Genomic DNA, 24027 nt, shown 5'->3' on the forward strand with positions numbered 1-24027 from the left:
TCCAACGAGCAGTGAATGTACTATAAATCCAAATTTTTCCCTTCCCGTATGGCCATAAGTGAAACAAGAGAAATGATACAGGCGGCAACAATATAGAGAGCTACAGGCACCCAAGAGTTATTGAAAGCATTAAGCAACGCAAGCGCAACCATCGGTGTCGTACCTCCGAACACGGCGGCTCCTAACTGATTCCCGACAGAAATGCCGGTATAACGTATATTTGTGCTAAAGATTTCCGAGAACATTGTACCCATCACAGCCTCCAGCGGAGCCCATATAATGCCGATTGCGATAACCGTAGCTACCGTCAACCAGAGGGCGGACTGTAGGGACAACAAATAAAAATACGGGAAAGCAAACAGCAGCATGGCAATGGTTCCACCTATGTACAGCGGCTTTCTTCCGATTTTATCCGAGAGCCTTCCCATGAGCGGAATCATAAAAATCGTTACCAGGTTGCCAATGGCCACGGCATTTAGAACCGTAAAAGTACTATAACCCAGATACCCCGTTGCGTAAGCGATTACAAAAGTCGCAAAAATATAATAGGGCGATGTTTCTACAAATTTGGCCCCTGCAGTGATTAATACCGCTTTCCAGTGATACCGGAGCGTATCTACAAGCGGCACTTTGGCGATATCCCCGCTATCTTTCGCTTCCTGGAAAACCGGCGTTTCATCAATGCCCTTACGAATCCAAAGGCCTACAACAATCAATACCGCGCTCAGGACAAAAGGCAATCTCCAGCCCCACGAAAGGAATTGTTCTTCCGGCAATTGGCTTAACAGTGAGATGGCAACGGTCCCAAGAAGCATTCCCACGGGTACTCCAAGCTGCGGGATGCTTCCATAGAACCCTCGGTTCTTTTTGTTTGAATATTCTACAGCCAATAATACAGAACCGCCCCACTCTCCACCGATCCCAAGACCTTGGCACAATCTAAGGAAGATGAGTATAATCGGAGCCCAAACCCCGATCGCATTATAGTCCGGCAATAAACCGATCAGTACGGTTGCTCCGCCCATCAGCATTAAGGTCAACATCAGCGTTTTCTTTCTTCCGATCTTGTCGCCAATGTGACTGAATACAATCCCTCCTAATGGACGAATGAAAAAGGATAGCCCAAAAGACAAATAGGCAAGCAGCAATCCTACAACGGGATCGTCACTCGGAAAAAACAGCTTATTAAAAACCAATGCGGCCATCGAACCGTAAAGAAAAAAGTCAAACCACTCGATGGAGCTTCCGACCATACTCGCGATCAATGCTCTGTTCGCTTTTTTCTTATTCAATTCCGGCTGAGGCGCCATCTGAATTTGAGCCATCGTATTCCTCCCTTAAGCAAATGATTTCTCATTATCGAAAAGCTCTCTCTTTCAGGAATGCGCTTACATAAATAATTATCTTATGAGCTATCATATGAGTTCCCTGATGAATTGTCTGATGGGTTATCTAAAGGGGTATCTGATGAATTATCTGATGGGTTACCTGGTGATTGTCTGATGAATTACAGGAAGATTATACCTTCTAAACATTTTTAATTTCTTCATGGATTGTGGTAAACTTACACTTGAGAGGTGTATCTTTTCAAATGGGAGTTTGGTCGCTTGCCATTTTTAATGAAAAGGTCCCTCTTTTTTTCATTTTCTTCGTATCATGGTGTCAGCTTGTCACCTCCACGGGAGCATATCCTAATTTACTTGATACCTTGGAAGTCGTTTCCAGAAGTTGTTCAACCAATTTTTTTTCTTTGGACATAATTCGAATCGTGGGCGCACAGATGCTGATCGCCGCCGCGATTGATCCGTTTTTGGAAAAAACAGGAGCTGATACGCATGAAATCCCGTTTTCAAAGGTTTCATACGAAAGATAGTAGCCCTGCTTCCGGATTTGTGCCAACTCTAACCTGAAAATATTAGGATCAACGGTAGTATGGGACGTATACGGTTCCAGCTTTGTCGTCGAAAGATAGTGTTCCACTTTAGCTTCATCGCTGTAAGCCAATAAAACCTTTCCAAGGGCCGTCGAATACGGCGGTGAGGTTAACGACAAGTGAAACTGCAATCGTAAAGATGAATCATTCGAAACGACTCGATCCAGCAGCACTACGACATTGGCATCCAATACTCCAAAGTGTACGAGCTCATTCGTAGATTTTGCCAATTCCACAAGTGAAGGATGGGTCACCTTGCGAATATCCAACCGCTTCTCAAATGCATATCCCAGTTCAAGACATGCCAAGCCAAGCTGATAATTTCCCGTATCGGGGTCTTGGCTTATAAATTGCTTTTCCTTTAACCCGTCCAGTATTTTTAACAAGTAACTCTTTCTGATTTTTAAAAATTCCGACATTTCAACTAAAGAAAATTCACTTTTATTCTTGAAAGCAAGCAGAATGTCTAAAGCATGAGCCACGTTACCATAGGAGCTTTTGGTTGTCTCCATTTGTTTTCACCTCCTTCTTTGGTGAACACCATTCACTAATTTGATTTTATTATTAAAAGTAAAAAAATTCAATACTTTTTAATCGGTTCCATGGATGTTTTTCCTAAACCTTCATCATCCCCCCAGAATTACCCATATATCATTTTCTTTAATCAATGATTACCCGGGAGGTGACAAAGCAGCCGGTTTTCTTCCTTTTGCCGAATTCACCGGTCTCTCCTCAATGCTTCATGAAAATTTATATCTCCATTTATCTCCATCACTTTATTAGTAAATCTGATTCACTAAAAAATAGACTTTCTACCCTGCTCTCTCCGTAAAAAATGCTGTTTGTGGTTTCATAAGGAGCTTCTGCGAGAAACGCAAAAAACCGGTCAGATTCCTGACCGGTTGAACGTCCACCCTTAATCTGTCGTATATCGGCTCAGCTTTTCCTCCATAGGGGCGTACATGACTCCTTCATGCGAACGCATCGAAAGCTCCTCTACCCAGCCGAAGGACCAATGTCCGCGCGGAACATCCGGCCAATGCTGGTGTACTTGCGTTTGGCCGTCATGCAGCGCGCCGCGATAATAAATCATGCTCAACCACTTGGCCGCCATTTGGCGTTCAACCGCACCGTCCAAATCCGCTCTTCCGTTGGAATCGCCTTCCATCAGCCTTAATGCCGCAGCCGTTGCCGCTGCATCATTCGCCCAATGACCCTGCGTATCGGTAAAGCCCGACATCATGGGAATGGAATCAATGCCGCGGACGCGAAGCATCAGCGTAACGAACTCACCTCTGGTAATCGGATGATTCGGATTGAATTGGCCGTTATTACCTGACATATAACCTGCCGCGGTGACCGCCCGGATATATCCGGAAGCCCAGTGGTCTGCTGAAACGTCGCTGTAAACCGTACCGTTTCCGTCAGTGTTCAGATCCGATACGCGGGCAATCACAGCCGCCGTTTCGGCTCTGGTCAAGAATTTTTCGGGTTGAAAGTTTCCATCCGGATATCCGTTAAATACGGGCTTGTGCAGCTCGCTTCCCAGGACTACGGTAACCGGAGCCGTTGCCGCTTGGGTTCCTCCGTCAATTCCGCCCTCGCAGGCCAGTGCGAAGGTCGCATTCTGTGGGACATCGTCCTTCACTTTTAGTTTAAAGTGTACGACATCAGCGTCATCGTCGTCGTCATCTTTACCGTCGATTTTCCACTTCAGCGTTTGCGACTTGATATCCCATTCCGCATTCTCAATGTCATCGATGTCAAGGCCATCAGGGATCTTCACCGTCAACCAGCCTTTGGACTTCTTGTCTACCTTCACGTTGTGATACAAAATATGGTACCCGATAATCCCGCCTTTCACGGCTGTTTTTTGGTCAGCGACACACTGCAGGTTAAGTCCCGCTTTTACTCTGGATTTGTAGCCCTCATCTCCTTCCCAGCCTTTGGCTGCCGCCGCTCCCCCCGGTACGATAAGCGCCGCGGACAGCACCCCGAGCATGATCCGATTCCACCGCTTCTTCAACATAAATCCTCTCCTTTTTTAAGTAACGGTTAAGCTGCTATTGTACCGGTATTACCCGGGAACCTATAGGCTGAAACGACCGAAAAAAAAGATCTATGAACCCGTGAACTATTGCTTTTTTTTGCCTGAAATCAGGCCTATGGAGGCAGGAAAAGTGATTCGGAAGCTCGTAAAACGGGTACCTTCTTTCGCTGATCGGCTCCAGCAGCGGTTCAAACTTTCATGGATTTGTAATCCTTCTGTACCTGCAGGCATTTTCGTGTTACATTAATTCTATCTGCCTTTATGATTTTAAAGCGCGGAATCTTTTGCGTTTATGGACTATTCTAGAAACCATTGGAGTGACCTTCGAATGAATCATACTTCTCAAAGCGCAGTGAGCGCTTTTCCTATTCAACCCGCGCAGCGTCTTGCAGACCTGCCCACACAGTTTTTCGCCAAGCTCGTGCGCAAAGCAAATGAGCAAACCGCTGCCGGCCATGACGTGATTAATTTGGGACAAGGCAATCCTGACCGCCCTACCCCTCCACATATCGTGAAAGTATTGCAGGAAGCCGCGGAAAACCCCGTTTATCACCGCTATCCTCCCTTTAACGGCTATTTGTTTTTAAAAGAAGCCGCAGCCAGGCGATATAAGGAGGATTACGGCGTCGAGCTCGATCCGGAGAAGGAAGTGGCGATTTTGTTCGGAGGCAAAACCGGGCTCGTCGAGATCGCCCAATGCTTGCTGAACCCTGGAGACGTATGTCTCGTACCGGATCCCGGATATCCCGATTACTGGTCCGGCGTCGCTCTTTCCGGAGCCCGTATGGCGTTCATGCCGCTGCGTGAATCGAACGCTTTTCTGCCGGACTACAACGCTCTGACTTCCGAGGAGATCAACAAAGCGAAGCTGATGTTCATCAACTATCCGAACAATCCGACAGGCGTCAACGCTCCCGCTTCCTTTTATAAGGAAACCGTAGAATTCGCCGCCAAGAACGGTATTGTGGTGGCCAGTGACTTCGCTTACGGCGCCATTGGATTTGACGGGCAGAAGCCGCTCAGCTTCCTGCAGACACCGGGAGCCAAAGAAGTGGGAGTCGAATTTTACACCTTGTCCAAAACATACAACATGGCCGGCTGGCGCGTCGGCTTCTGCCTGGGCAACGCCGAGGTCGTTCGGATGATCAATCTGATTCAGGACCATTATTACTGCAGCCTGTTTGGAGGCATCCAGGAGGCGGCGGCCGCTGCGCTGACCGGTCCTCAGGATTGCGTAGAGGAGCTTGTTTCCGTCTACCAAAGCCGAAGAGACACCCTGTTCAAAGCGCTCGACAGCATCGGCTGGAAAGCGAACCGTTCGCAAGGCTCTTTCTTTACATGGCTGCCTGTTCCCAAAGGCTATACTTCCGAATCGCTGGCGGACATGCTGCTGGAGCAGGCGAAGATCGTTGTTGCTCCGGGCGTCGGTTTTGGGGAGCACGGCGAAGGCTATGTTCGTCTGGGATTGCTCAGTACGGAGGACAGACTGCAGGAAGCCGTGAATCGCATCAAAGCGCTCCGGTTGTTCGGCTAACCCTCCCGGCAGCATAAGGAGTCCGGGTTTCCCGCCTTTACAAACCTTACCACGCATGCTATCCTTAATTGAAAAGCAAACGTTATGATGGGATTAGTAGGAAGCCCCTGCACGTCCAGAGAGTAAATTCCACCGGCTGCGAGAATTTACCGTGGAGCCTTGCCGAACCCGCCCCTGAACGGCCAACGAGGAGTTGGACGGCATACCCTGCCGTTACTGGGGATGAAGACGGATGATTTATTCATCAAGTAAGGTGGTACCGCGGAAGTAGAGGCTTTCGTCCTTAGCAGGACGGGGCCTTTTTGTATTGATATGACAATGTTAGGAAAAGAGTGATCCGGATGCAGCAAACGATTGTAGTCAAAATCGGCAGCAGCTCGCTGACCTCCGACGAAGGCGGATTGAACCGAGCCAAAATCCAGTTTTTTGCCGAGGAGCTTGCAGAGCTGCGCCGGCAAGGGCATGCCGTGCTGCTTGTTACTTCAGGAGCTGTGGCGGCGGGCTTTCGTGAAATGGACTATGCCGCCCGTCCCAAGCTGCTGCACGAGAAGCAGGCGTCCGCATCCGTCGGCCAAGCCTTGCTTATGCAGGCCTATCAAGCGGCTTTCAGCCAGCATCATATCGTGGTCGGACAAATCCTGCTGACCCGCTCCGATTTTGTAAGCCGTAAACGAATCCATAACGCTCAGATGACGATAGAGGAATTGCTGCGGCGCGGCATCCTGCCGATTATCAACGAGAATGACACCGTCTCCGTGGACGAACTCAAATTCGGCGACAATGATACCCTGTCCGCGCTGGTAGCCAACCTTGTGCGTGCCCGCAGACTGGTCATCATCACCGATACCGACGGACTGTACACCGCAGACCCGCGCAAGAACGCCGACGCCAAACGGATTGACCGCGTGTCTCAAATTGACGAGGATATCTATAAAATCGCCGGAGATTCCGGCTCCATGGTCGGAACCGGCGGCATGCGCTCCAAGATCGAGGCGGCACGGATTGCCATGCGCGGAGGCGTTCCTGTATTTGTGGGACGTGCGGCGGAGCCTGGCGATATGCTGCTCGCCGTTGACGGAAACGGCAAAGGCACTTACTTTGATACAAGCGCGCACAATCTCCCGATGAAGAAGCAGTGGCTCGGTTTTCACTCTCAGCCGCTCGGCAAGGTGATCGTGGACGAAGGCGCGGAGACGGCGCTGGTGAAGGGCGGCAAAAGCCTGCTTCCTGCAGGCGTCAAGGAAGTCATCGGCGACTTTCATCCCGGCGACGTGATTGAAGTGGCCGGACCAACGCTCCGGACGATCGGCCGCGGAGTCGTGAACTATGCTGCTTGGCAGCTTCAAGCCGTCCGGGGTCTCAGCACGGAAGAAGTGCAAAAAAGAATTGAAGTTTCCCGGATCGAGGTCATTCACCGCGACGAATGGATTACGCTCTCTACAGCGGCCAAATGAACATAGCGCTCATGGATCAATCGTATTTTTAAAGGAGATGGTAACAGTGACGAATAAGGATCAAGCTTTAACTCATAGCGAAGTAGTGCAGAAGGCAACGCTCGCTAAGCATGCCGCGCCCAAGCTGGGCTTATTGACGACGGAGCAGAAAAACAGCGCCTTGCTGCGCATGGCGGACGCGCTTGTGCAGGAAGCCGATTCCATCATTGCCGCGAATGCGGAAGATTTGCACCGCGGCCGGGAGAGCGGGATCACCACATCCCTTCTCGACAGGCTGACGCTAAACATCCAGCGCATCGAAGCCATGGCCGAAGGCTTACGGCAGGTTGTGGCGCTGCCTGACCCGATCGGAGATACTCTGGAGGAGTTCGACCGTCCGAACGGCTTGAACATCCGCAAGGTTCGGGTTCCGCTCGGCGTGATCGGCATGATCTATGAAGCCCGTCCGAACGTTACGGTCGACGCCGCGGGATTGTGCCTGAAAACCGGTAATGCGGTTGTGCTGCGCGGCGGTTCATCCGCCCTTTACACGAATAAGCGTATTGTGGAAGTCCTTCACACCGCTCTGGCTTCATCGGATATCCCTCCAGATGCCGTACAGCTGGTTATGGACCCAAGCCGTTCTTCCGTCGACGAAATGCTGAAGCTCAATGGTCTTCTGGATGTATTGATCCCCCGGGGCGGGGCCTCGCTGATTCAGAATGTAGTGAAAAACGCTACCGTACCGGTCATCGAAACCGGCGCAGGGATCTGCCATACCTTTATTGATGCAAGCGCCCAGCCGGATATGGCTCTTCAGATTGCAATCAATGCCAAGGTCCAGCGTCCTTCCGTTTGCAACGCCATGGAGACGCTGCTGGTGCACCGCCGTTTTGCGGAGCGTCATCTTGGCATGATCGGGGAGCAATTTACGCAGCAGCGGGTTGAGCTGCGCGGCGACGAGGCCGCCCGGAAGCTTGTGCCGGCAATGACAGCCGCCTCTGCAGAAGACTGGGATACGGAATACAACGATTACATCCTCAATGTGCGAATTGTCGACAGTCTCGACGAAGCGTTGGAGCATATTCGCCGCCACGGCACGATGCACTCCGAGTGTATTGTTACCGAGGATGCCGGCAACGCAGAACGCTTCCTCACGGAAGTAGATGCGGCTGCCGTCTATCACAATGCCTCCACCCGATTTACCGACGGCTTTGAATTCGGCTTCGGGGCGGAGATCGGCATCAGCACGCAGAAGCTGCATGCCCGCGGTCCGATGGGCTTGCCCGCTCTGACCTCAACGAAATTCCGCATCATCGGAAACGGACAAATCCGTGGATAAGAATGCCTTTGGCAGCTTTTATTTCCACGCAGTAAAGGAGCAACCCAGATGACCTCTTCCTTGTCTCATATGAAATTCACGTTTGTCGGTGCCGGCTCGATGGCTGAAGCGATCATTCGCGGACTGATCACCAAAGGGGACGTACACGGGGAAAATATTTTTGTCATGAACCGTTCCAACCAAGCCCGGCTCGAAGAGCTCCGCGAACGCTACGGCACCCGCTATTCCGTCAATGAATCGGAAAAAGAAGACGCCATCCGAACGGGCCACGTTGTCGTTCTGGCCTTTAAGCCCAAAGATGCCGCTGAGGGACTGACCGGCATCAAGCATCTGATCCAACCGGGACAGCTTCTTGTCTCCGTCATCGCCGGCATGACGATCGACACCATACAAGCACTGCTGGGTGGAACGCAATATTCCATCGTCAGAACCATGCCGAATACGTCGAGCACGATCGGCCTCGGGGCGACCGGCATCAGCTTTTCCTCCAACGTAACGCCGGAAAGCCGCGCGCTTGCCTCCCAAATGTTCGAATCGACAGGCATCGTATCCGTTGTCGATGAACCGCTGCTTGACATCGTTACCGGTGTTTCCGGGAGCGGCCCGGCTTATATCTATTATATGATGGAAGCGATGATCCAAGGCGGCGTTCAGGGCGGTCTTGAGCCGGAAGAAGCGCGGCGGCTGACCGTGCAAACGGTGCTAGGCGCTGCCAGCATGGTCGAAGCCACCGGGGAAGATCCGGGCGATTTGCGCCGGAAGGTCACTTCGCCTAACGGCACGACTCAGGCTGCCCTGGAGACGCTTGATCACCACGGCTTCCCGGAAGCGGTCACGAAGGCCGTGCTCCGCGCCTCTGAACGCGCCGGTGAACTGGGTACTGCGATCAGCGCATCCGTCACTTCCCAAACCAAGTAAAGTAGGTGTCATGCATTGAATATGGAAAACCATGGCTCATATTGCGTAGCAACCTATCGCTGCTACGACGAGAAAGCCGATTTTCATAAAAAAGCGGCCGGCATCGCCGTCGGATTAACCGTCGGAAGCTGGACGGACCTTCCCGAAGCCCGCAAGGCCGAGATGGAGAAGCATCTGGGCCGAGTCATCCATGTGGAAGTTCACGAGCCGGCCGACGGACAGCCCGTAGCCGAAAGATATGCCGATATCCAAATCGCTTACCCGGATATCAATTTCAGCCGCGACATCCCTGCCCTGCTCGTTACGGTATTCGGCAAGCTGTCGATGGACGGCCGAATCAAGCTGATCGATCTCTCGTTTTCCGATGCCTTCCTGTCCGCCTTTCCCGGGCCCAAATTTGGAATTCAGGGCGTCCGCGACCTGCTCGGCATTCAGGACCGGCCTCTGTTAATGAGCATTTTCAAATCGGTTATCGGCCATGATCTTCCGGCGCTGCGCGAGCAGTTCCTCCAACAGGCCTTGGGCGGCGTCGATTTGATTAAGGACGACGAAATCCTGTTCGAGAATCCGCTCTCGCCGATCGAACGGCGTGTGGAAGCCTGCATGCAGGCCGCGGCGGAAGCGCAAAAGGTCACCGGACAAAAGCTGCTTTACGCCGTCAACTTGACGGGTCCGACCTTCGGCTTGATCGGGCAAGCCAAAAAAGCCATCGATGCCGGCGCCAATGCGCTGCTCTTCAACGTCCTGGCATACGGCTTCGATGCTTTGGCTGAGCTCAGCCGCCATCCGGATATCCGCGTGCCGATTATGGCCCATCCGGCGATGGCCGGCGCGTTCTACCCGTCTCCTTATCACGGGATCGCGGCCAGCGTCCTGCTCGGCAAGCTGATGCGGCTTGCAGGAGCGGATCTCGTCTTGTTCCCCTCCCCTTACGGCTCGGTCGTTATGCCGCGGGAAGAGAACATGGCGATCAAAGAAGCGCTGCTGACGACAGACGCATCCGCATATGCCTTGTCGGCACGCGGACAAGCCCCGTTGGCTCAAAGCTTCCCCGTTCCGTCTGCGGGCATTCATCCCGGCCTCGTGCCTCTGATCCTCAAGGATTTCGGCGATCAGGTCGTGGTCAATGCCGGAGGCGGAGTACACGGCCATCCGATGGGTGCCGCCGCGGGAGGCCGCGCCTTCCGGCAAGCCATCGACGGCTGTTTGGCCGGCAGACCGCTTCGGGAATATGCGGCTGACGGGCATGCGGAGCTGCAAGCCGCGATCGACACTTGGGGGATCAAAGAATGAGCAAGAAGCGGATTATTTTTTGCGATTTCGACGGAACCATTACGGTAAATGACAACATCGTAGCGATCATGAAGCATTTTCAACCCCCGGGCTGGGATACGCTTGTGGATCAAGTCATTCATAAAAAGATATCGATTCGTGAAGGCGTAGGGCGCATGTTCGCCCTGCTCCCCGCTTCCATGCGCCGGGAAGTTGTCGATTATGCCATAAGCAACGTAACAATCCGGGACGGATTTCAGGAGCTTCTGGAATACTGCAAACGCGAGGACGTTCATTTTCTGGTGACCAGCGGCGGGATCGACTTTTTTGTTTACCCCGTTCTATCGCAGTTCCCGATCCCGCAAGAGAACATTTACTGCAACGGCAGCGACTTCAGCGGGGCGCATATCCATATTGTTTGGCCGCATGCCTGCGACGAGCATTGTACAAACGACTGTGGCATGTGCAAGACGACCATCATCCGTCAATATCCTCCGGAAGCCTATGAGCGCATTTTGATTGGTGACAGCGTCACCGATTTCGAAGGGGCCAAGCTCGCGGACGTCGTCTTTGCCCGTGCGCACTTGGTGAAGCTCTGTGAGGAGCTGGACTTACACTATTACGCTTTCGAAAATTTTTTCGATGTCATTAAGCAGCTCGAGGAGATGAAGATACGTTGAGTTTCAACGCCATTCGTTTAGAAGAGAAGCAGCAGGCGTTCGCCGAGCTGCGCGAGGTCAAGACACTCTTTGCCGAGCGGGGATGGTTCCCGGGCACAAGCGGTAATTTATCGATTCGTACGGGCGAATTCTCGCCGAATCAGTTCGCTTTTGCGATTACATCCAGCGGCAAAGATAAATCTGTGAATACTCCATCCGACTATTTGCTGGTGGACCAGAACGGCAAGCCGATCGAAGCGACCGGCCTTAAGCCGTCCGCAGAGACGCTGATCCACTGCGAAATTTACCGCGCAACCGGCTGCGGCGCCATATTCCATGTCCATACGGTATTCAATAATTTGGTTTCCGAGCTGTATGGAGAGCGCGGCAGCGTGCCTGTGGACGGCGTGGAGCTGATTAAGGCCTTTAACATTTGGGAAGAGGAAGCGCAAATCGAAATTCCCATTCTGCCCAACTATGCCGATATTCCGAGCATTGCCAAGCTTGTAGAAGGGGCCATTGTCCCTCGTATTCCCGGTATCCTGCTGCGCAAGCACGGGATTTATGCCTGGGGAGCGAACGCCTTCGAAGCAAAGCGGCATCTGGAAGCCTTCGAATTCCTGTTCGAGTATGCTTACCGCCTGGCTCTGCTCAAAAAATAACGGTCACCGCAAAAAACTCCGATTAACCGTCTCAGGGTTAACCGGAGTTTCTTCATTTATGGAACAGCCTTATTTCCCATACTCTGCAGGATTGCTTCTCCATGCTTTTAACGCCTGCAGATCCTGCTCCTGAATGCTGCCCGCCTTCAGCGCAACGTCCAGCAGCGTGGTATAATTCGTCAGCGTTTCGAAAGGTACGCCGGCTCCTTCAAAAGCATCCTTTGCTTTATCGAACTGGTAGGAGAAAATGCCGATCACGCCAAGCGCCTGTGCGCCCGCATCGTTCACGGCCAGCGCCACTTTTAGTGAGCTGCCGCCTGTAGAGATCAAATCCTCGATGACGACGGTTTTTTGACCCGGCTTGATGGCGCCTTCGATCAGATTTTCCTTGCCATGGCCTTTGGCCTTGTCGCGAACATAGACCATAGGCAAACCGAGCTTTTGGGCCACCCAAGCGGCGTGAGGAATTCCTCCGGTCGCCGCTCCTGCAATCACTTCCGCGTCCGGGAAATTTTCCCGAATCAGGGTAACAAAGCCTTCAGCGATTCGCTCCCGAATCTCAGGGTACGAAATGGTCAGCCGGTTATCGCAATAAATAGGCGACTTTAGACCCGATGTCCAGGTAAAAGGCTGATTCGGGCGAAGCGCTACGGCTCCGATATGGAGCAGATCCGAAGCAATACGCTCGGCCAGCTCCGGACTTGTACGAATGGTTTGCACGCTCATCATTCCTCTCCATGTATTCCTCATAAGGTCAAGCTTTTCACTACACTGATGCCAAGATCGCTTCCAGCGCCCCTCTAGGGTCTGCTGCGGCTGTGATCGGGCGCCCGATAACAATGTAATCCGTTCCTTGTTTAAAAGCCTCTGCAGGCGTCATTACGCGGGACTGGTCTCCGATATCCGAGCCTGCCGGGCGAATTCCGGGCGTAACGGTAATAAAGTCCGCACCGCATGTTTCTTTAATCCGAACCGCTTCCAACGGCGAAGCCACGACTCCGTTCAAGCCCGCCGTCCGGGCCAGCTTGGCATAACGCAGGACGGCATCCTCCACCGTACCCGCAATACCGATCTCCTCATTCATCACCGCAAGGCTGGTGCTCGTCAGCTGAGTCACAGCGATCACCGTCGGTTTACTGCCTCCTTGGAGCCCCTTGTCAGCCCCTTCCAACGCCGCTTCCATCATGGCCCTGCCGCCAGCCGCATGAACGTTAAACATGTCCACGCCGAGCCTTGTAATGCTTTCCGCGCCACCTTTGACGGTATTTGGAATATCGTGCATCTTCAGGTCCAAAAACACAAGGTAGCCTTGATCCTTGAGCCTTTGGACAAAGGAAGGACCAGCGCTGTAGAACAGCTGCATGCCTACCTTCATGTAGCAAGGAATGCCGGCGAGAGAGCTCGCCAATGCCTCAGCCTGCTCGGCATGAGCGTAATCGAGCGCAATCATGATTCGTTCTGCCTTATTCTTATCCAACGCCATATTCCCAGCCTCCTATAAGGAATGAAGCTATCTTTTTAAGCCCAATCAAGGGATTAGCACAGCATCCTCGCGTTAAGCGGGACACTGTGCTAATACGGATGGTGTTATACATTCGCCGGCATAGCCGTAGATTGGAAGTAGATGGACTCCAGCACGTGCAGCAGCGCACTTACCGTATCAAGCGACGTCATACAAACCACGCCGTTCTCCACTGCCTCGCGGCGAATCCGGAATCCGTCGCGCTCCGGCGTTTTGCCCTTGGTCAGCGTGTTGACCACAAAGTGCGCCTCGCCGTTGCGAATCAGGTCCAGAATGTTCGGCGAGCCTTCGCTCAGCTTGTTCACACGGGTGACCTTCAGTCCGGCGGCCTCAAGCGCCTTTGCCGTTCCGCCCGTAGCCACAATCCGATAACCGAGTCGCTCGAAGGAACGGAAGATCGCTGTTGCTTCTTCTTTATCCTTATCGGCAATCGTCGCAATAATCGCTCCCGTCGGCGGCACCTTCATGCCGGAGCCGATCAAGCCTTTGTACAAGGCTTTGGCGAATGTTTTATCGCGTCCCATAACTTCACCGGTCGATTTCATCTCCGGTCCGAGCGTCGTATCTACGCGGCGCAGCTTGGCAAAGGAGAACACCGGCACCTTTACGGACACATAGTCATCCTCCGGCCACAATCCGGTTTGATAGCCCATATCGGACAGCTTCTCGCCCATGATGACGCGAGTCGCCACGTTGGCCATCGGAATTTTCGTTATTTTACTCAAGAACGGTACGGTTCTCGAAGAGCGAGGGTTAACCTCGATCACGTAAACTTCGTTTTGATAGATAACAAACTGGATATTGACAAGTCCGACCACATTCAAGCCTCTGGCAATCTTGGTGGTGATATCGACAATTTTTTGCTTTAGCTCTTCGGAAACGGTCTGCGTTGGGTAAACCGCAATCGAGTCACCCGAGTGAACGCCCGCTCTTTCGATATGCTCCATGATGCCTGGAATCAATACGGTTTCTTTGTCGCAAATCGCGTCGACTTCCACTTCCTTACCGAGCATGTAGCGGTCGATCAGAACCGGATGCTCCGGATTGATTTTAACCGCGTAATCCATGTAGCCCAGCAGCTCTTCGTCGGAGTACACGATTTCCATCGCACGGCCGCCAAGCACGTAGGACGGGCGCACGAGCACCGGATAACCGAATTTCGAAGCCATGCCCACCGCCTGATCGACGGAGGTTACCGTACCGCCCGGAGGCTGAGCGATGTCCAGCGAGCGCAGCAGCGCCTCGAACTTTTTGCGGTCTTCTGCCGCATCGATGTTCTCCAAATCCGTACCCAGAATGCGAACGCCGGCTTTGGACAGCGGAGCTGCCAGGTTAATTGCCGTTTGACCGCCGAATTGGACGATAACGCCGATCGGCTGCTCACGCTCGATTACGTTCATGACATCTTCAAAGAACAGCGGCTCGAAATACAGACGATCAGATGTATTAAAGTCTGTCGATACGGTCTCCGGGTTGTTGTTAATGATAACCGCTTCGTAGCCTGCTTTTTGAATAGCCCAAACGGCATGCACGGTTGAGTAGTCGAACTCGATGCCTTGTCCGATCCGGATCGGACCGGAGCCCAGAACGACAACCTTTTGCTTGGTCGTTTCCTTTACTTCATCTTCCGTTTCGTATGTCGAGTAGTAGTAAGGTGTCGTGGCTTCGAATTCGGCCGCGCACGTATCTACCATTTTGTATACCGGCTTCAGATTCAGGCTCAGACGGTAAGCGCGAACGTCCGCTTCCCTCGTCAGATTCAGTCCTTGGTCCGCTTGGCTTCTAATCTCCGCGATTGCGCGATCTGTAAAGCCTTTGCGCTTGGCTTCGCGCAGAAGTTCCTCTGAAAGCTCAGGCTGCAGCAGCTCGGCTTCGAATTTGATCAGGCCTTCCAGTTTGTGCAGGAACCACCAATCCACCTTCGTAAGGTCCTGCAGCTGCTGTACGGTGTAGCCGCGGCGCAGCGCTTCTGCGATCAAGAACATACGCTCGTCGTCCGGCTTCGCCAGACGCTGGTCCAATGTCTCTTTGTCCAGCTTATCGGTATCCTTCAAGTACAGCCGGTGTACGCCGATTTCCAGAGATCGAATCGCTTTTTGGATCGATTCTTCGAACGTACGGCCGATCGCCATAACCTCGCCCGTAGCTTTCATCTGCGTACCGAGCTTCCGGTTGGCTGCCGTGAACTTGTCAAACGGCCAGCGCGGAATTTTGGATACGATATAGTCCAGCGTCGGCTCAAAGCATGCATAAGTCTGTCCCGTTACCGGGTTTACGATTTCGTCCAGCGTGTAGCCTACGGCAATTTTCGCCGCCATTTTGGCGATCGGATAGCCGGTCGCTTTGGATGCAAGCGCAGAAGAACGGCTGACACGAGGATTTACTTCGATCACATAGTATTGGTAGCTGTGCGGGTCAAGCGCAAACTGTACGTTACATCCGCCTTCGATGTTCAGGGCGCGGATGATTTTGAGCGATGCCGAACGGAGCATCTGATACTCGCGGTCGGACAGCGTTTGGCTCGGCGCAACGACGATGCTATCGCCCGTATGTACGCCAACCGGGTCGAAGTTCTCCATGTTACAAACAACGATACAGTTGTCGTTCGCATCACGCATAACTTCATATTCCACTTCTTTCATTCCTGCAATGCTTTTCTCGATCAGACATTGGTTGATCGGGCTGTAGCGGATGCCGGAGGATACCGTCTCGATAAGCTCCTCCTCGTTCGCGCAAATCCCGCCGCCTGTACCGCCGAGCGTGTAAGCCGGACGTACGATGATCGGATAACCGATCTCTTTCGCAAAATCTACGGCCTCCTGAACAGCTGTAACGATCGTGCTGTCCGGCACCGGCTGCTCCAGCTCGCGCATCAGATCGCGGAACAGGTCGCGGTCCTCCGCTTTCTCGATAGCCGTCAGCTGTGTTCCGAGCAGCTTTACGTTCTCACGCTCAAGCACACCTGCGCGTGCAAGCTCCACGGCCATGTTGAGGCCCGTTTGGCCGCCCAGTGTCGGCAGCAGGCCGTCCGGACGCTCCTGGCGAATGATCTGAGTGACAAAATCAAGCGTAATCGGTTCGATATATACTTTGTCGGCCATGTTGGTGTCCGTCATGATGGTGGCCGGGTTGCTGTTGATCAGGACAACTTCGTAGCCCTCTTCTTTCAGCGCCTGACAAGCTTGCGTACCGGCATAGTCGAACTCGGCCGCTTGTCCGATAACGATCGGCCCGGAGCCGATCACGAGGATTTTCTTGAGGTCATTATTTCTCGGCATAGTGCAGTTCTCCTTTCGATGCGGAAGCGGATTTGGCGCTGCCCGCCTGATAAGCCGCTGCGATTTGCGCCTGGCGCGGTACGGGCGGATGGTTCTTCTTATGTTCGCGGATCATTTCCAAGAAATCGTCGAACAGATAGCTCGAATCAAACGGTCCGGGTGCCGCTTCCGGATGGTATTGCACGGAGAAGACCGGGTGCTTTTTATGACGCAGGCCTTCGACCGTACGGTCATTGTTGTTGATGTGCGTCACTTCCAGATCCGTGCCGCTGATGGACTCTTCCTTTACCGTATAGCCATGGTTTTGCGAGGTGATATAGCAGCGGCCGGACTTCAAGTCCTTCACCGGATGGTTCCCGCCGCGATGTCCGAACTTGAGCTTTTCGGTATCGGCACCACCGGCCAAAGCGATCAGTTGATGGCCCAGGCAGATGCCGAAAATCGGAAACTCGCCGATCAGCTCGGAGATCATGTTGACGGCATGCGGTACGTCCTTCGGATTTCCGGGGCCGTTGGACAGCATGATGCCGTCCGGCACCAGACGGCGGATTTCATCGGCCGTCGTGTCCTGAGGCACAACAACCACATCGCAGCCACGCTTGGTCAGATCGCGCAAAATTCCGCTCTTCGAGCCGAAATCCACAAGAACGACGCGCTCTTTGGTCCCCGGTGCGCTGTAGACGCTTTTCGTAGAAACTCGGGATACCTGATCGGTCATCAGCGGCGCTGCTTTCAACTGCTCCAGCAGCTCTTCCACCCGCTTGTTCGATGTGGTCAAGAGTCCCTTCATGGCGCCATGATGGCGGATACGGCGGGTCAGCATCCGCGTATCGATACCGCTGATCCCCGGAATGCCGTATTCCTTAAGCAGACTGTCGATCGAATATTCCGCTCTCCAGTTGCTCGGGATTTCCTCATGCTCGCGGACGACAAAACCATGGACAAACGGGCGAATCGATTCGAAATCGTCCCGCGTAATGCCGTAGTTGCCGATCAGCGGATAAGTCATTGTCACGATCTGTCCGCAATAAGACGGATCGGTAAGAACCTCTTGATATCCTGTAATCCCTGTATTAAAAACGACCTCGCCTATCGATTCGTCCGTGCTTCCGAAGGCTTTACCTGTAAACAACGTACCGTCTTCCAATAACAATCTAGCCTGCATGTATAGTCAACTCCTTCATTGTGCTGTGTTCGTAAGTTACATGTAAACTTGGAAACCTTACTCCGACCAAACCACTTTGCCTTCTACCATGGTTAAGGTCGGCCAGCCTTTAAGCTTCCAACCGGTGAACGGGGTGTTGCGGCCCTTGGATTCAAATTCCGCAGGGTTAACTTCCTTCTCTGTATCCAGATCGATCAGCGTCAGGTCAGCCGTACGGCCCACCTCCAATATGCCCCAAGGCAAGCCGAACACTTCGGCCGGAAGCTTGGTCATCTTGTCCACCAGGAACTGCAGCGTCCATTCGCCTGTCGCTACAAACTTCGTATAAAGAAGCGGGAAAGCCGTCTCAAAGCCGACGATTCCAAACGGTGCCAGCTGCATGCCGCGCGCCTTCTCTTCTTCGCTGTGCGGGGCGTGGTCGGTAACCACCATGTCGATGGTGCCGTCCGCAAGACCCTCGATGCAAGCCTGCACATCGCGAGGCGTACGCAGCGGCGGGTTCATTTTCCAATTGGCATCCATGCTGTCCGGAATGTCTTCGTCGGAGAGCAGCAGATGGTGCGGACAAACCTCAGCCGTTACTTTGATGCCGATCTGCTTGGCTTGACGAATCAAGCGAACCGATTGCTCCGTGCTTACGTGGCACACGTGGTAATGAACCCCTGTCGCTTCGGCCAGCAGAATGTCGCGGCCGACATGAATGGCTTCCGATTCGTTCGGGATACCCTTCAGCCCGTGCTTTCGGGAGAACGCCCCCTCGCTCACAAACAAACCCTCGACCAGAGTGTTGTCCTCGCAGTGAGCGATGATCGGCATTCCGATCGAAGCCGCTTTGGCCATGGCGTCTTTCATCATTTGAGCGCTTTGTACCCCGACTCCGTCGTCGGTGAAGCCGATCGCGCCAGCCGCTTTCAGCGCTTCGAAATCCGTCAGCTCGCGGCCCAGCTCATTCTTAGTGATGCAGGCATAAGGCAGCACACGCACGATACCTTCGGTTTCAGCCTTGTCCAGCACATATTTTAGCGTCTCTACCGTGTCGGTTACCGGTCTGGTATTCGGCATGCAGGCAATGGTCGTGAATCCGCCCCGCGCTGCCGAGCGCGTTCCTGTCGCAATGGTTTCTTTATGCTCAAAACCCGGCTCACGCAGATGCACGTGCATATCGATCAGTCCTGGCGTCAGAAGCTTGCCTTTCGCATCGATTACAGTATGCCCTGAGGTATCGGGAGCCGTACCCGCTTCAATTATGCTCTCAATATGATTTCCTTCTACCAAAACATGCTTTGCCGCACGTTCATTATCGCCAGTCAATACTTGCGCGTTCAGAATCCAGATTCCCATCGGTACCTCCGCATCGTTTATTTTTAACTTAAAGCCCGCTCGATCACAGCCATCCGAATCGGTACGCCATGGCTCATTTGCGTAAATATTTTCGATTTCTCGCTCTCGACCAGCTCATCGTCGATTTCAACGTTGCGATTCACCGGTGCAGGGTGCATGATGATCGCATGCGGTGCCAGCCCCGCCGCGCGTTCCGTCGTCAGACCGTAGGCGGCCCGGTATTCTTCAGACGATCCGAACAATGAACCCTCATGCCGCTCCAGCTGGACCCTGAGCATCATGATTACATCGGCCTTCAATGCTTCTTCCATCGTAGTGTATGACGCATATTCCGCCAATTCAGCGGCCTGCATTCCTTTCGGAGCGCAGAAGCTTACCTTGGCCCCGAGCGTCTGAAGCGCCCACAGATTCGAGCGCGCCACCCGGCTGTGTTGAATGTCCCCGATAATCGCGACATGAAGTCCGCTGATATGGCCAAAGTGCTTGCGCATCGTATATAAGTCGAGCAAAGCCTGTGTCGGATGCTCGTTATTACCGTCACCGGCATTGATCAGAGGTACTTTAATTTTTTGTGCCAGCTCGGCCAGAAGGCCGTTTGGCTTCATCCGGATCACCCCTGCGTCGATCCCCATCGACTCCAGTGTCCGTACCGTATCGTAAATCGATTCGCCTTTTTGCACGCTGGAGACGGCCGCCGTGAAGTTCAGGACTTCAGTTCCAAGGCGTTTCTCCGCCATTTCAAAGGAGAAGCGCGTTCTCGTGCTGTTTTCAAAAAACATGTTGGCCACAAAGCGTCCCTGCAGATGGTTCGATACCTTCACCGGGTGTTCCTCCCAATAGGCCGCGCGATCCAGAATGGACGTGAGCTCAGCAGCGCTTAGCCCTTTGGTGCCAAGAAGATGCTTATGTGTGTGTACCTGCAGCTGTGTCATTCGTTTGGCCCCCTCTGCCCCGTAATCACGACTTGATCGATACCGTCCACTTCCATCAGCTCCACATCGATGTTTTCCAACCGGGAGGTGGGAATATTCTTGCCGACATAGTCCGGCCGAATCGGAAGCTCCCTATGACCGCGGTCCACCAAAACCGCAAGCTGAATCATTTGCGGACGGCCCAGATCCATCAGCGCATCCATCGCCGCTCGGACGGTCCGGCCTGTATACAGAACGTCATCAAACAAAATCAGCTTTTTGTTGCGAATCTCCAGCTTATCCGGAACCGACTCCACCATATCCTCGCCGCTTCCCGCCGCTTTGCTCCGGTCGTCACGGTACCTTGTAACGTCGACCTCGCCGACGGGGGCAGGAACGCCCTCGATCTCCCGGATTCGTTCAGCTACCCGGTTAGCCAAGAATATTCCGCGTGTCCGAATACCGACAAGCATGCAATTCTCAAAGCCTTTGTTTCGCTCCAAAATCTCATGGGCTATTCGCGTTAACGCCCGCCGTATGGCGGTCTCATCCATCAGCACATGCTCGGTTTGCTGCATCCGCAGGGCAACCTCCTTCACCTGAGCTATATGAATCGTCGTGAGACATAAAAAAAACCTTACCGATGGGCAAGGTTTGTGCACAAGAACAGAACTCATCCTCCGGATGCGGGTATGCTTCGCCTACGGTAATCTGCCGCAGCGCTCCTGGATGGACCGTTCAAATTCGTCGTTCACCTTGCCAGCCTCACGGGACTGAAATTAAAGGTGCTGTTCAGTTAATTGAATTATCCCACGTTCGACACCGCTTGTCAATAGACCTCGAATCTTAGTTTCAAAAGCATTCCGTAAAGATTGCGGGAAGCGATCATTTTATGCTATAAAAGATGTAGTTCATTATGAACCAGAACCTTGGAGACGGACGTCGACCATCGTTCACGGTACCATTACATAGAGGAGTTGGAATTAAAGTTATGTCGATCGAAATGAATACAGAAGAAGTTATTAATCTTATTAAAACCAGCAAGAAAAAGACCCCTGTCAAAGTTTATTTAAAAGGTGACCTCGAGTCCGTTTCCTTTGGTGAAGGCATTCAAACGTTTATTACCGGCAAATCCGGCGTGATCTTCGGCGACTGGTCCGAGATCCAAAGCGTGCTTGAGGCCAACGCCTCCAAAATCGAGGATTATGTGATTGAGAATGACCGCCGCAATTCGGCTGTTCCGCTGCTTGACATGAAGGGCATCAATGCCCGCATCGAGCCGGGCGCGATCATCCGCGATATGGTAGGCATCGGCGACAATGCCATTATCATGATGGGCGCAGTCATCAACATCGGTGCTTCCATCGGCGCAGGTACGATGATCGACATGGGCGTTGTCATCGGCGGCCGCGTTAAAGTCGGCAGCATGTGCCACATCGGCGCAGGCTCCGTGCTCGCAGGCGTTATCGAGCCTCCTTCAGCTCAACCGGTTGTCATTGAGGACGACGTACTCGTGGGTGCCAACGCGGTGATTCTCGAAGGCGTTCGCGTAGGTAAAGGCTCCGTTGTTGCCGCAGGCGCCGTTGTTGTAGAAGACGTGCCGGAATACAGCGTAGTGGCCGGAACGCCAGCACGCGTCATCAAGAAAGTAGACGACAAAACGAAATCCAAAACGGAAATTTTAAAGGATTTGCGCAATTTGTAAAAATCGATACCAGGCAGGCTCGGCGTTGCGACGCCGGGTCTTTCTATTAGGATCAGCTTTTGTTAGGATCCGCCATAGCAAAGGAGGCTAACCCACGTGAGCGTCACTGCCACTCCAAGCCGTTTCGTTGAACTTCGCCGCGATCTGCATCAAATTCCCGAAGCGGGCTTTCAAGAATTCAAGACGCAGCAGTATTTGCTTGATTATATCTCTACCCTTCCCCAAGAGCATATTGAAATCCGCACGTGGCGGACGGGCGTGCTGGTGAATGTCCGGGGCACGCAGCCGCGGCGGAGGCTCGGCTACCGGGCGGATATGGACGGCCTGCCGATTCAAGAAGATACCGGCTACGGTTTTCGTTCCAAGCATCCGGGCTATATGCACGCTTGCGGCCATGATCTGCACATGTCGATCGGACTCGGGATCCTGACTCACTTTGCAAGCCACCCCCTCCAAGACAACCTGACGTTGATCTTCCAGCCGGCTGAGGAAGGCCCCGGGGGCGCTAAGCCGATGCTGGAAAGCGAAGAACTGAAGGACTGGATGCCGGATGAAATTTTCGCCCTGCATATTGCGCCCGAGTATCCGGTTGGTACGATTGCCACGAAGCCAGGCATTTTGTTCGCCAATACATCCGAGCTGTTCATCGATCTGACCGGCAAGGGCGGCCATGCGGCCTTTCCGCATAACGCCAATGACATGGTGATAGCCGCCTGCCAGCTGGTGGGCCAGCTGCAAACCGTCATCTCGCGCAATGTGAACCCGCTTGATTCCGCGGTTATTACCATCGGCAAAATCGACGGCGGCACGAAGCAAAACATTATTGCGGAGAAGGCTCGGCTGGAGGGAACGATCCGTACCCTGTCGGCGGACACGATGGCACTCGTCAAGTCACGCATCGAAGCCTTGGTGAACGGAATGGAAACCGCATTTGACTGCAAAGCTCTAATCGATTACGGCTCCAACTACAGGCAGGTATACAACGAGGAGAAGATCACCGAAGAGTTCATGCAGTGGGTGCGCGACACGCAGCAGCCCTATAACATTGACCTCTTCGAATGTACGGAAGCGATGACCGGCGAGGATTTCGGTTATTTTCTGGAAGCCGTTCCGGGCTTCATGTTCTGGTTAGGCGTAGGAACACCGTACGGACTGCATCATGCCAAGATTGAGCCCGATGAACGCTCCATCGATTTGGCTATCGGCCTTATGACCCGATACCTGACATGGAAATCGGACCAGCGCTAAACCAAAGAAAAACCGGGAAGGGCATTTCACTGCCCCTCCCGGTTTTCTCCTTATTTCAAGCCAGCTTCCACTTCTTTCACCATCTCTTCAACCGAAACGAATCCGCCGCCGGAAAGGTACCAGTAATTAGGATCCAGATAAACGATGTTTCCATTCTGGAATGCTTTGGTTTTTTTCACCAGCTCGTTTTCCACTACCTGCTTTGCGGATGCACCACTGCCTACTGCAGCATCGCGATCGATGACGAACAGATAGTCAGGATCTTTTTCTACGACATATTCGACGGCAATGCTCTGCCCGTGTGTGGACACTTCAATATTTTTATCCACGGGAGCAAACCCGAGTACGTCATGAATAACACCGAATCGCGAACCCGGACCAAATGCGCTGATTTTTCCGCCGTTAGCCAAAATGATTAATGCATTTTTGCCGTTTGCCGCTGCCTTTTCATTGACCTTATTAATTGCTTCATCCACTTTGGCCAATTCTTCCTTCACGACGGAGTCCTTGTCAAAAATGGTTCCGAGCGTGGCTGCATTTTGCTTAAAGGACTCCATATATTTTGCATTATCTATGCCCATAAAAATCGTCGGACCTATCTTCGTCAATTCTTCATAAGCTTTAGACTGTCTTCCGGAAATAATAATGAGATCCGGGCCGATTTCATTGATTTTTTCAAAATCGGGCTCCGACAAGCTTCCTACATTGGTATACTTCGCATCTTTATACTTTTCAAGATAAGGAGGAATGTTCGCCTGCGGAACACCGGTAACATTGATACCCATTTTATCCAAGGAATCCAATACGCCAAAATCAAATATGACGACTTTTTGAGGGTTTTTCTTCACTTTCGTTTCCCCCAATGGATGCTTGATCGTCAGCTCCTCACTTGGCTTGGAAGCCTCCGCTGCATTCGTATTGCCGCCAGTCCCTGAACCGGTCGTACCGCAAGCCGCGACAACAACGGCCATAATAACGCTTAAGACCACGAGATAAAGCTTTTTACCCAATTGTTCCACTCTCCTAAAATTTTTATGTATTACATTGATGGCTT

At 52.8% G+C, this 24027-nt stretch carries 20 protein-coding genes; 9 read left to right on the forward strand and 11 right to left on the reverse strand.

Going from position 1 to position 24027, the window contains the following annotated elements:
- Positions 1 to 20: 20 nt before the first annotated feature.
- The 3 genes from ACZYR9_RS02750 to ACZYR9_RS02760 form a co-directional block, all read right to left on the reverse strand.
- Complete coding sequence (locus ACZYR9_RS02750; protein ID WP_488976907.1) at positions 21 to 1325, reverse strand: MFS transporter; 1305 nt, start codon at positions 1323 to 1325, stop codon at positions 21 to 23.
- Positions 1326 to 1662: 337 nt separating this feature from the next.
- Complete coding sequence (locus ACZYR9_RS02755; protein WP_488976908.1) at positions 1663 to 2445, reverse strand: IclR family transcriptional regulator; 783 nt, start codon at positions 2443 to 2445, stop codon at positions 1663 to 1665.
- A 404-nt stretch (positions 2446 to 2849) separates the two neighbouring features.
- Positions 2850 to 3962 (reverse strand): S-layer homology domain-containing protein, encoded by a 1113-nt coding sequence (locus ACZYR9_RS02760; RefSeq protein WP_488976909.1) that lies wholly within the window; start codon positions 3960 to 3962, stop codon positions 2850 to 2852.
- Positions 3963 to 4311: 349 nt separating this feature from the next.
- Between ACZYR9_RS02760 and ACZYR9_RS02765 the strand changes: the two genes are divergently transcribed.
- From ACZYR9_RS02765 to mtnB, 7 genes are all read left to right on the forward strand, one after another.
- Positions 4312 to 5517, forward strand: coding sequence for a pyridoxal phosphate-dependent aminotransferase (locus ACZYR9_RS02765; RefSeq protein ID WP_488976910.1), 1206 nt, complete (start codon positions 4312 to 4314; stop codon positions 5515 to 5517).
- Positions 5518 to 5858: 341 nt separating this feature from the next.
- A complete protein-coding gene (gene proB, locus ACZYR9_RS02770; RefSeq protein WP_488976911.1) occupies positions 5859 to 6971 on the forward strand; it encodes a glutamate 5-kinase in 1113 nt (370 codons plus the stop codon).
- Positions 6972 to 7017: 46 nt separating this feature from the next.
- A complete protein-coding gene (locus ACZYR9_RS02775) occupies positions 7018 to 8292 on the forward strand; it encodes a glutamate-5-semialdehyde dehydrogenase (RefSeq protein WP_488976912.1) in 1275 nt (424 codons plus the stop codon).
- A gap of 48 nt (positions 8293 to 8340) precedes the next feature.
- Positions 8341 to 9210 carry a pyrroline-5-carboxylate reductase gene (gene proC, locus ACZYR9_RS02780; RefSeq protein WP_488976913.1) on the forward strand — a complete coding sequence of 290 codons (870 nt, stop codon included), beginning with the start codon at positions 8341 to 8343 and terminating at the stop codon, positions 9208 to 9210.
- 21 nt (positions 9211 to 9231) lie between these two features.
- On the forward strand, positions 9232 to 10503 hold the full coding sequence (locus ACZYR9_RS02785) for a 2,3-diketo-5-methylthiopentyl-1-phosphate enolase (RefSeq protein ID WP_488976914.1): 1272 nt from the start codon (positions 9232 to 9234) through the stop codon (positions 10501 to 10503).
- The gene (locus ACZYR9_RS02790) at positions 10500 to 11162 is read left to right on the forward strand and encodes a 2-hydroxy-3-keto-5-methylthiopentenyl-1-phosphate phosphatase (RefSeq protein WP_488976915.1); all 663 of its coding nucleotides are present in this window, start codon (positions 10500 to 10502) and stop codon (positions 11160 to 11162) included. Before ACZYR9_RS02785 ends, ACZYR9_RS02790 begins: the two co-directional genes overlap by 4 nt.
- Positions 11159 to 11803: a methylthioribulose 1-phosphate dehydratase gene (gene mtnB, locus ACZYR9_RS02795; protein ID WP_488976916.1), complete on the forward strand. Its 645-nt coding sequence runs from the start codon at positions 11159 to 11161 to the stop codon at positions 11801 to 11803. Before ACZYR9_RS02790 ends, mtnB begins: the two co-directional genes overlap by 4 nt.
- Positions 11804 to 11872: 69 nt before the next feature.
- Here mtnB and pyrE read toward each other — a convergent pair whose 3' ends face one another.
- The 7 genes from pyrE to pyrR all read right to left on the reverse strand — a co-directional run bounded on the left by pyrE (position 11873) and on the right by pyrR (position 20598).
- Complete coding sequence (gene pyrE, locus ACZYR9_RS02800; protein WP_488976917.1) at positions 11873 to 12529, reverse strand: orotate phosphoribosyltransferase; 657 nt, start codon at positions 12527 to 12529, stop codon at positions 11873 to 11875.
- A 40-nt stretch (positions 12530 to 12569) separates the two neighbouring features.
- Complete coding sequence (gene pyrF / locus ACZYR9_RS02805) at positions 12570 to 13286, reverse strand: orotidine-5'-phosphate decarboxylase (RefSeq protein WP_488976918.1); 717 nt, start codon at positions 13284 to 13286, stop codon at positions 12570 to 12572.
- A gap of 104 nt (positions 13287 to 13390) precedes the next feature.
- On the reverse strand, positions 13391 to 16603 hold the full coding sequence (carB, locus tag ACZYR9_RS02810) for a carbamoyl-phosphate synthase large subunit (protein ID WP_488976919.1): 3213 nt from the start codon (positions 16601 to 16603) through the stop codon (positions 13391 to 13393).
- On the reverse strand, positions 16590 to 17768 hold the full coding sequence (locus ACZYR9_RS02815) for a carbamoyl phosphate synthase small subunit (protein WP_488976920.1): 1179 nt from the start codon (positions 17766 to 17768) through the stop codon (positions 16590 to 16592). The genes carB and ACZYR9_RS02815 overlap by 14 nt, the downstream gene beginning before the upstream one ends.
- Before the next feature lie 57 nt (positions 17769 to 17825).
- Complete coding sequence (gene pyrC / locus ACZYR9_RS02820) at positions 17826 to 19109, reverse strand: dihydroorotase (protein WP_488976921.1); 1284 nt, start codon at positions 19107 to 19109, stop codon at positions 17826 to 17828.
- A 23-nt stretch (positions 19110 to 19132) separates the two neighbouring features.
- Complete coding sequence (locus tag ACZYR9_RS02825) at positions 19133 to 20041, reverse strand: aspartate carbamoyltransferase catalytic subunit (RefSeq protein ID WP_488976922.1); 909 nt, start codon at positions 20039 to 20041, stop codon at positions 19133 to 19135.
- Positions 20038 to 20598, reverse strand: a complete 561-nt coding sequence (pyrR, locus tag ACZYR9_RS02830; RefSeq protein WP_488976923.1) for a bifunctional pyr operon transcriptional regulator/uracil phosphoribosyltransferase PyrR — start codon at positions 20596 to 20598, stop codon at positions 20038 to 20040. Before pyrR ends, ACZYR9_RS02825 begins: the two co-directional genes overlap by 4 nt.
- A gap of 413 nt (positions 20599 to 21011) precedes the next feature.
- Here pyrR and dapD point away from each other — a divergent pair, with 413 nt between their 5' ends.
- Positions 21012 to 21725, forward strand: coding sequence for a 2,3,4,5-tetrahydropyridine-2,6-dicarboxylate N-acetyltransferase (gene dapD, locus ACZYR9_RS02835; RefSeq protein WP_488976924.1), 714 nt, complete (start codon positions 21012 to 21014; stop codon positions 21723 to 21725).
- 96 nt (positions 21726 to 21821) lie between these two features.
- Positions 21822 to 22973 carry an N-acetyldiaminopimelate deacetylase gene (locus tag ACZYR9_RS02840; RefSeq protein ID WP_488976925.1) on the forward strand — a complete coding sequence of 384 codons (1152 nt, stop codon included), beginning with the start codon at positions 21822 to 21824 and terminating at the stop codon, positions 22971 to 22973.
- 50 nt (positions 22974 to 23023) lie between these two features.
- On the opposite strand, the gene ACZYR9_RS02845 is transcribed toward ACZYR9_RS02840, so the two are convergent.
- Complete coding sequence (locus ACZYR9_RS02845; protein WP_488977136.1) at positions 23024 to 23944, reverse strand: siderophore ABC transporter substrate-binding protein; 921 nt, start codon at positions 23942 to 23944, stop codon at positions 23024 to 23026.
- Positions 23945 to 24027: the final 83 nt, after the last annotated feature.

The sequence above is a fragment of the Paenibacillus sp. F024 genome, from assembly GCF_057814255.1.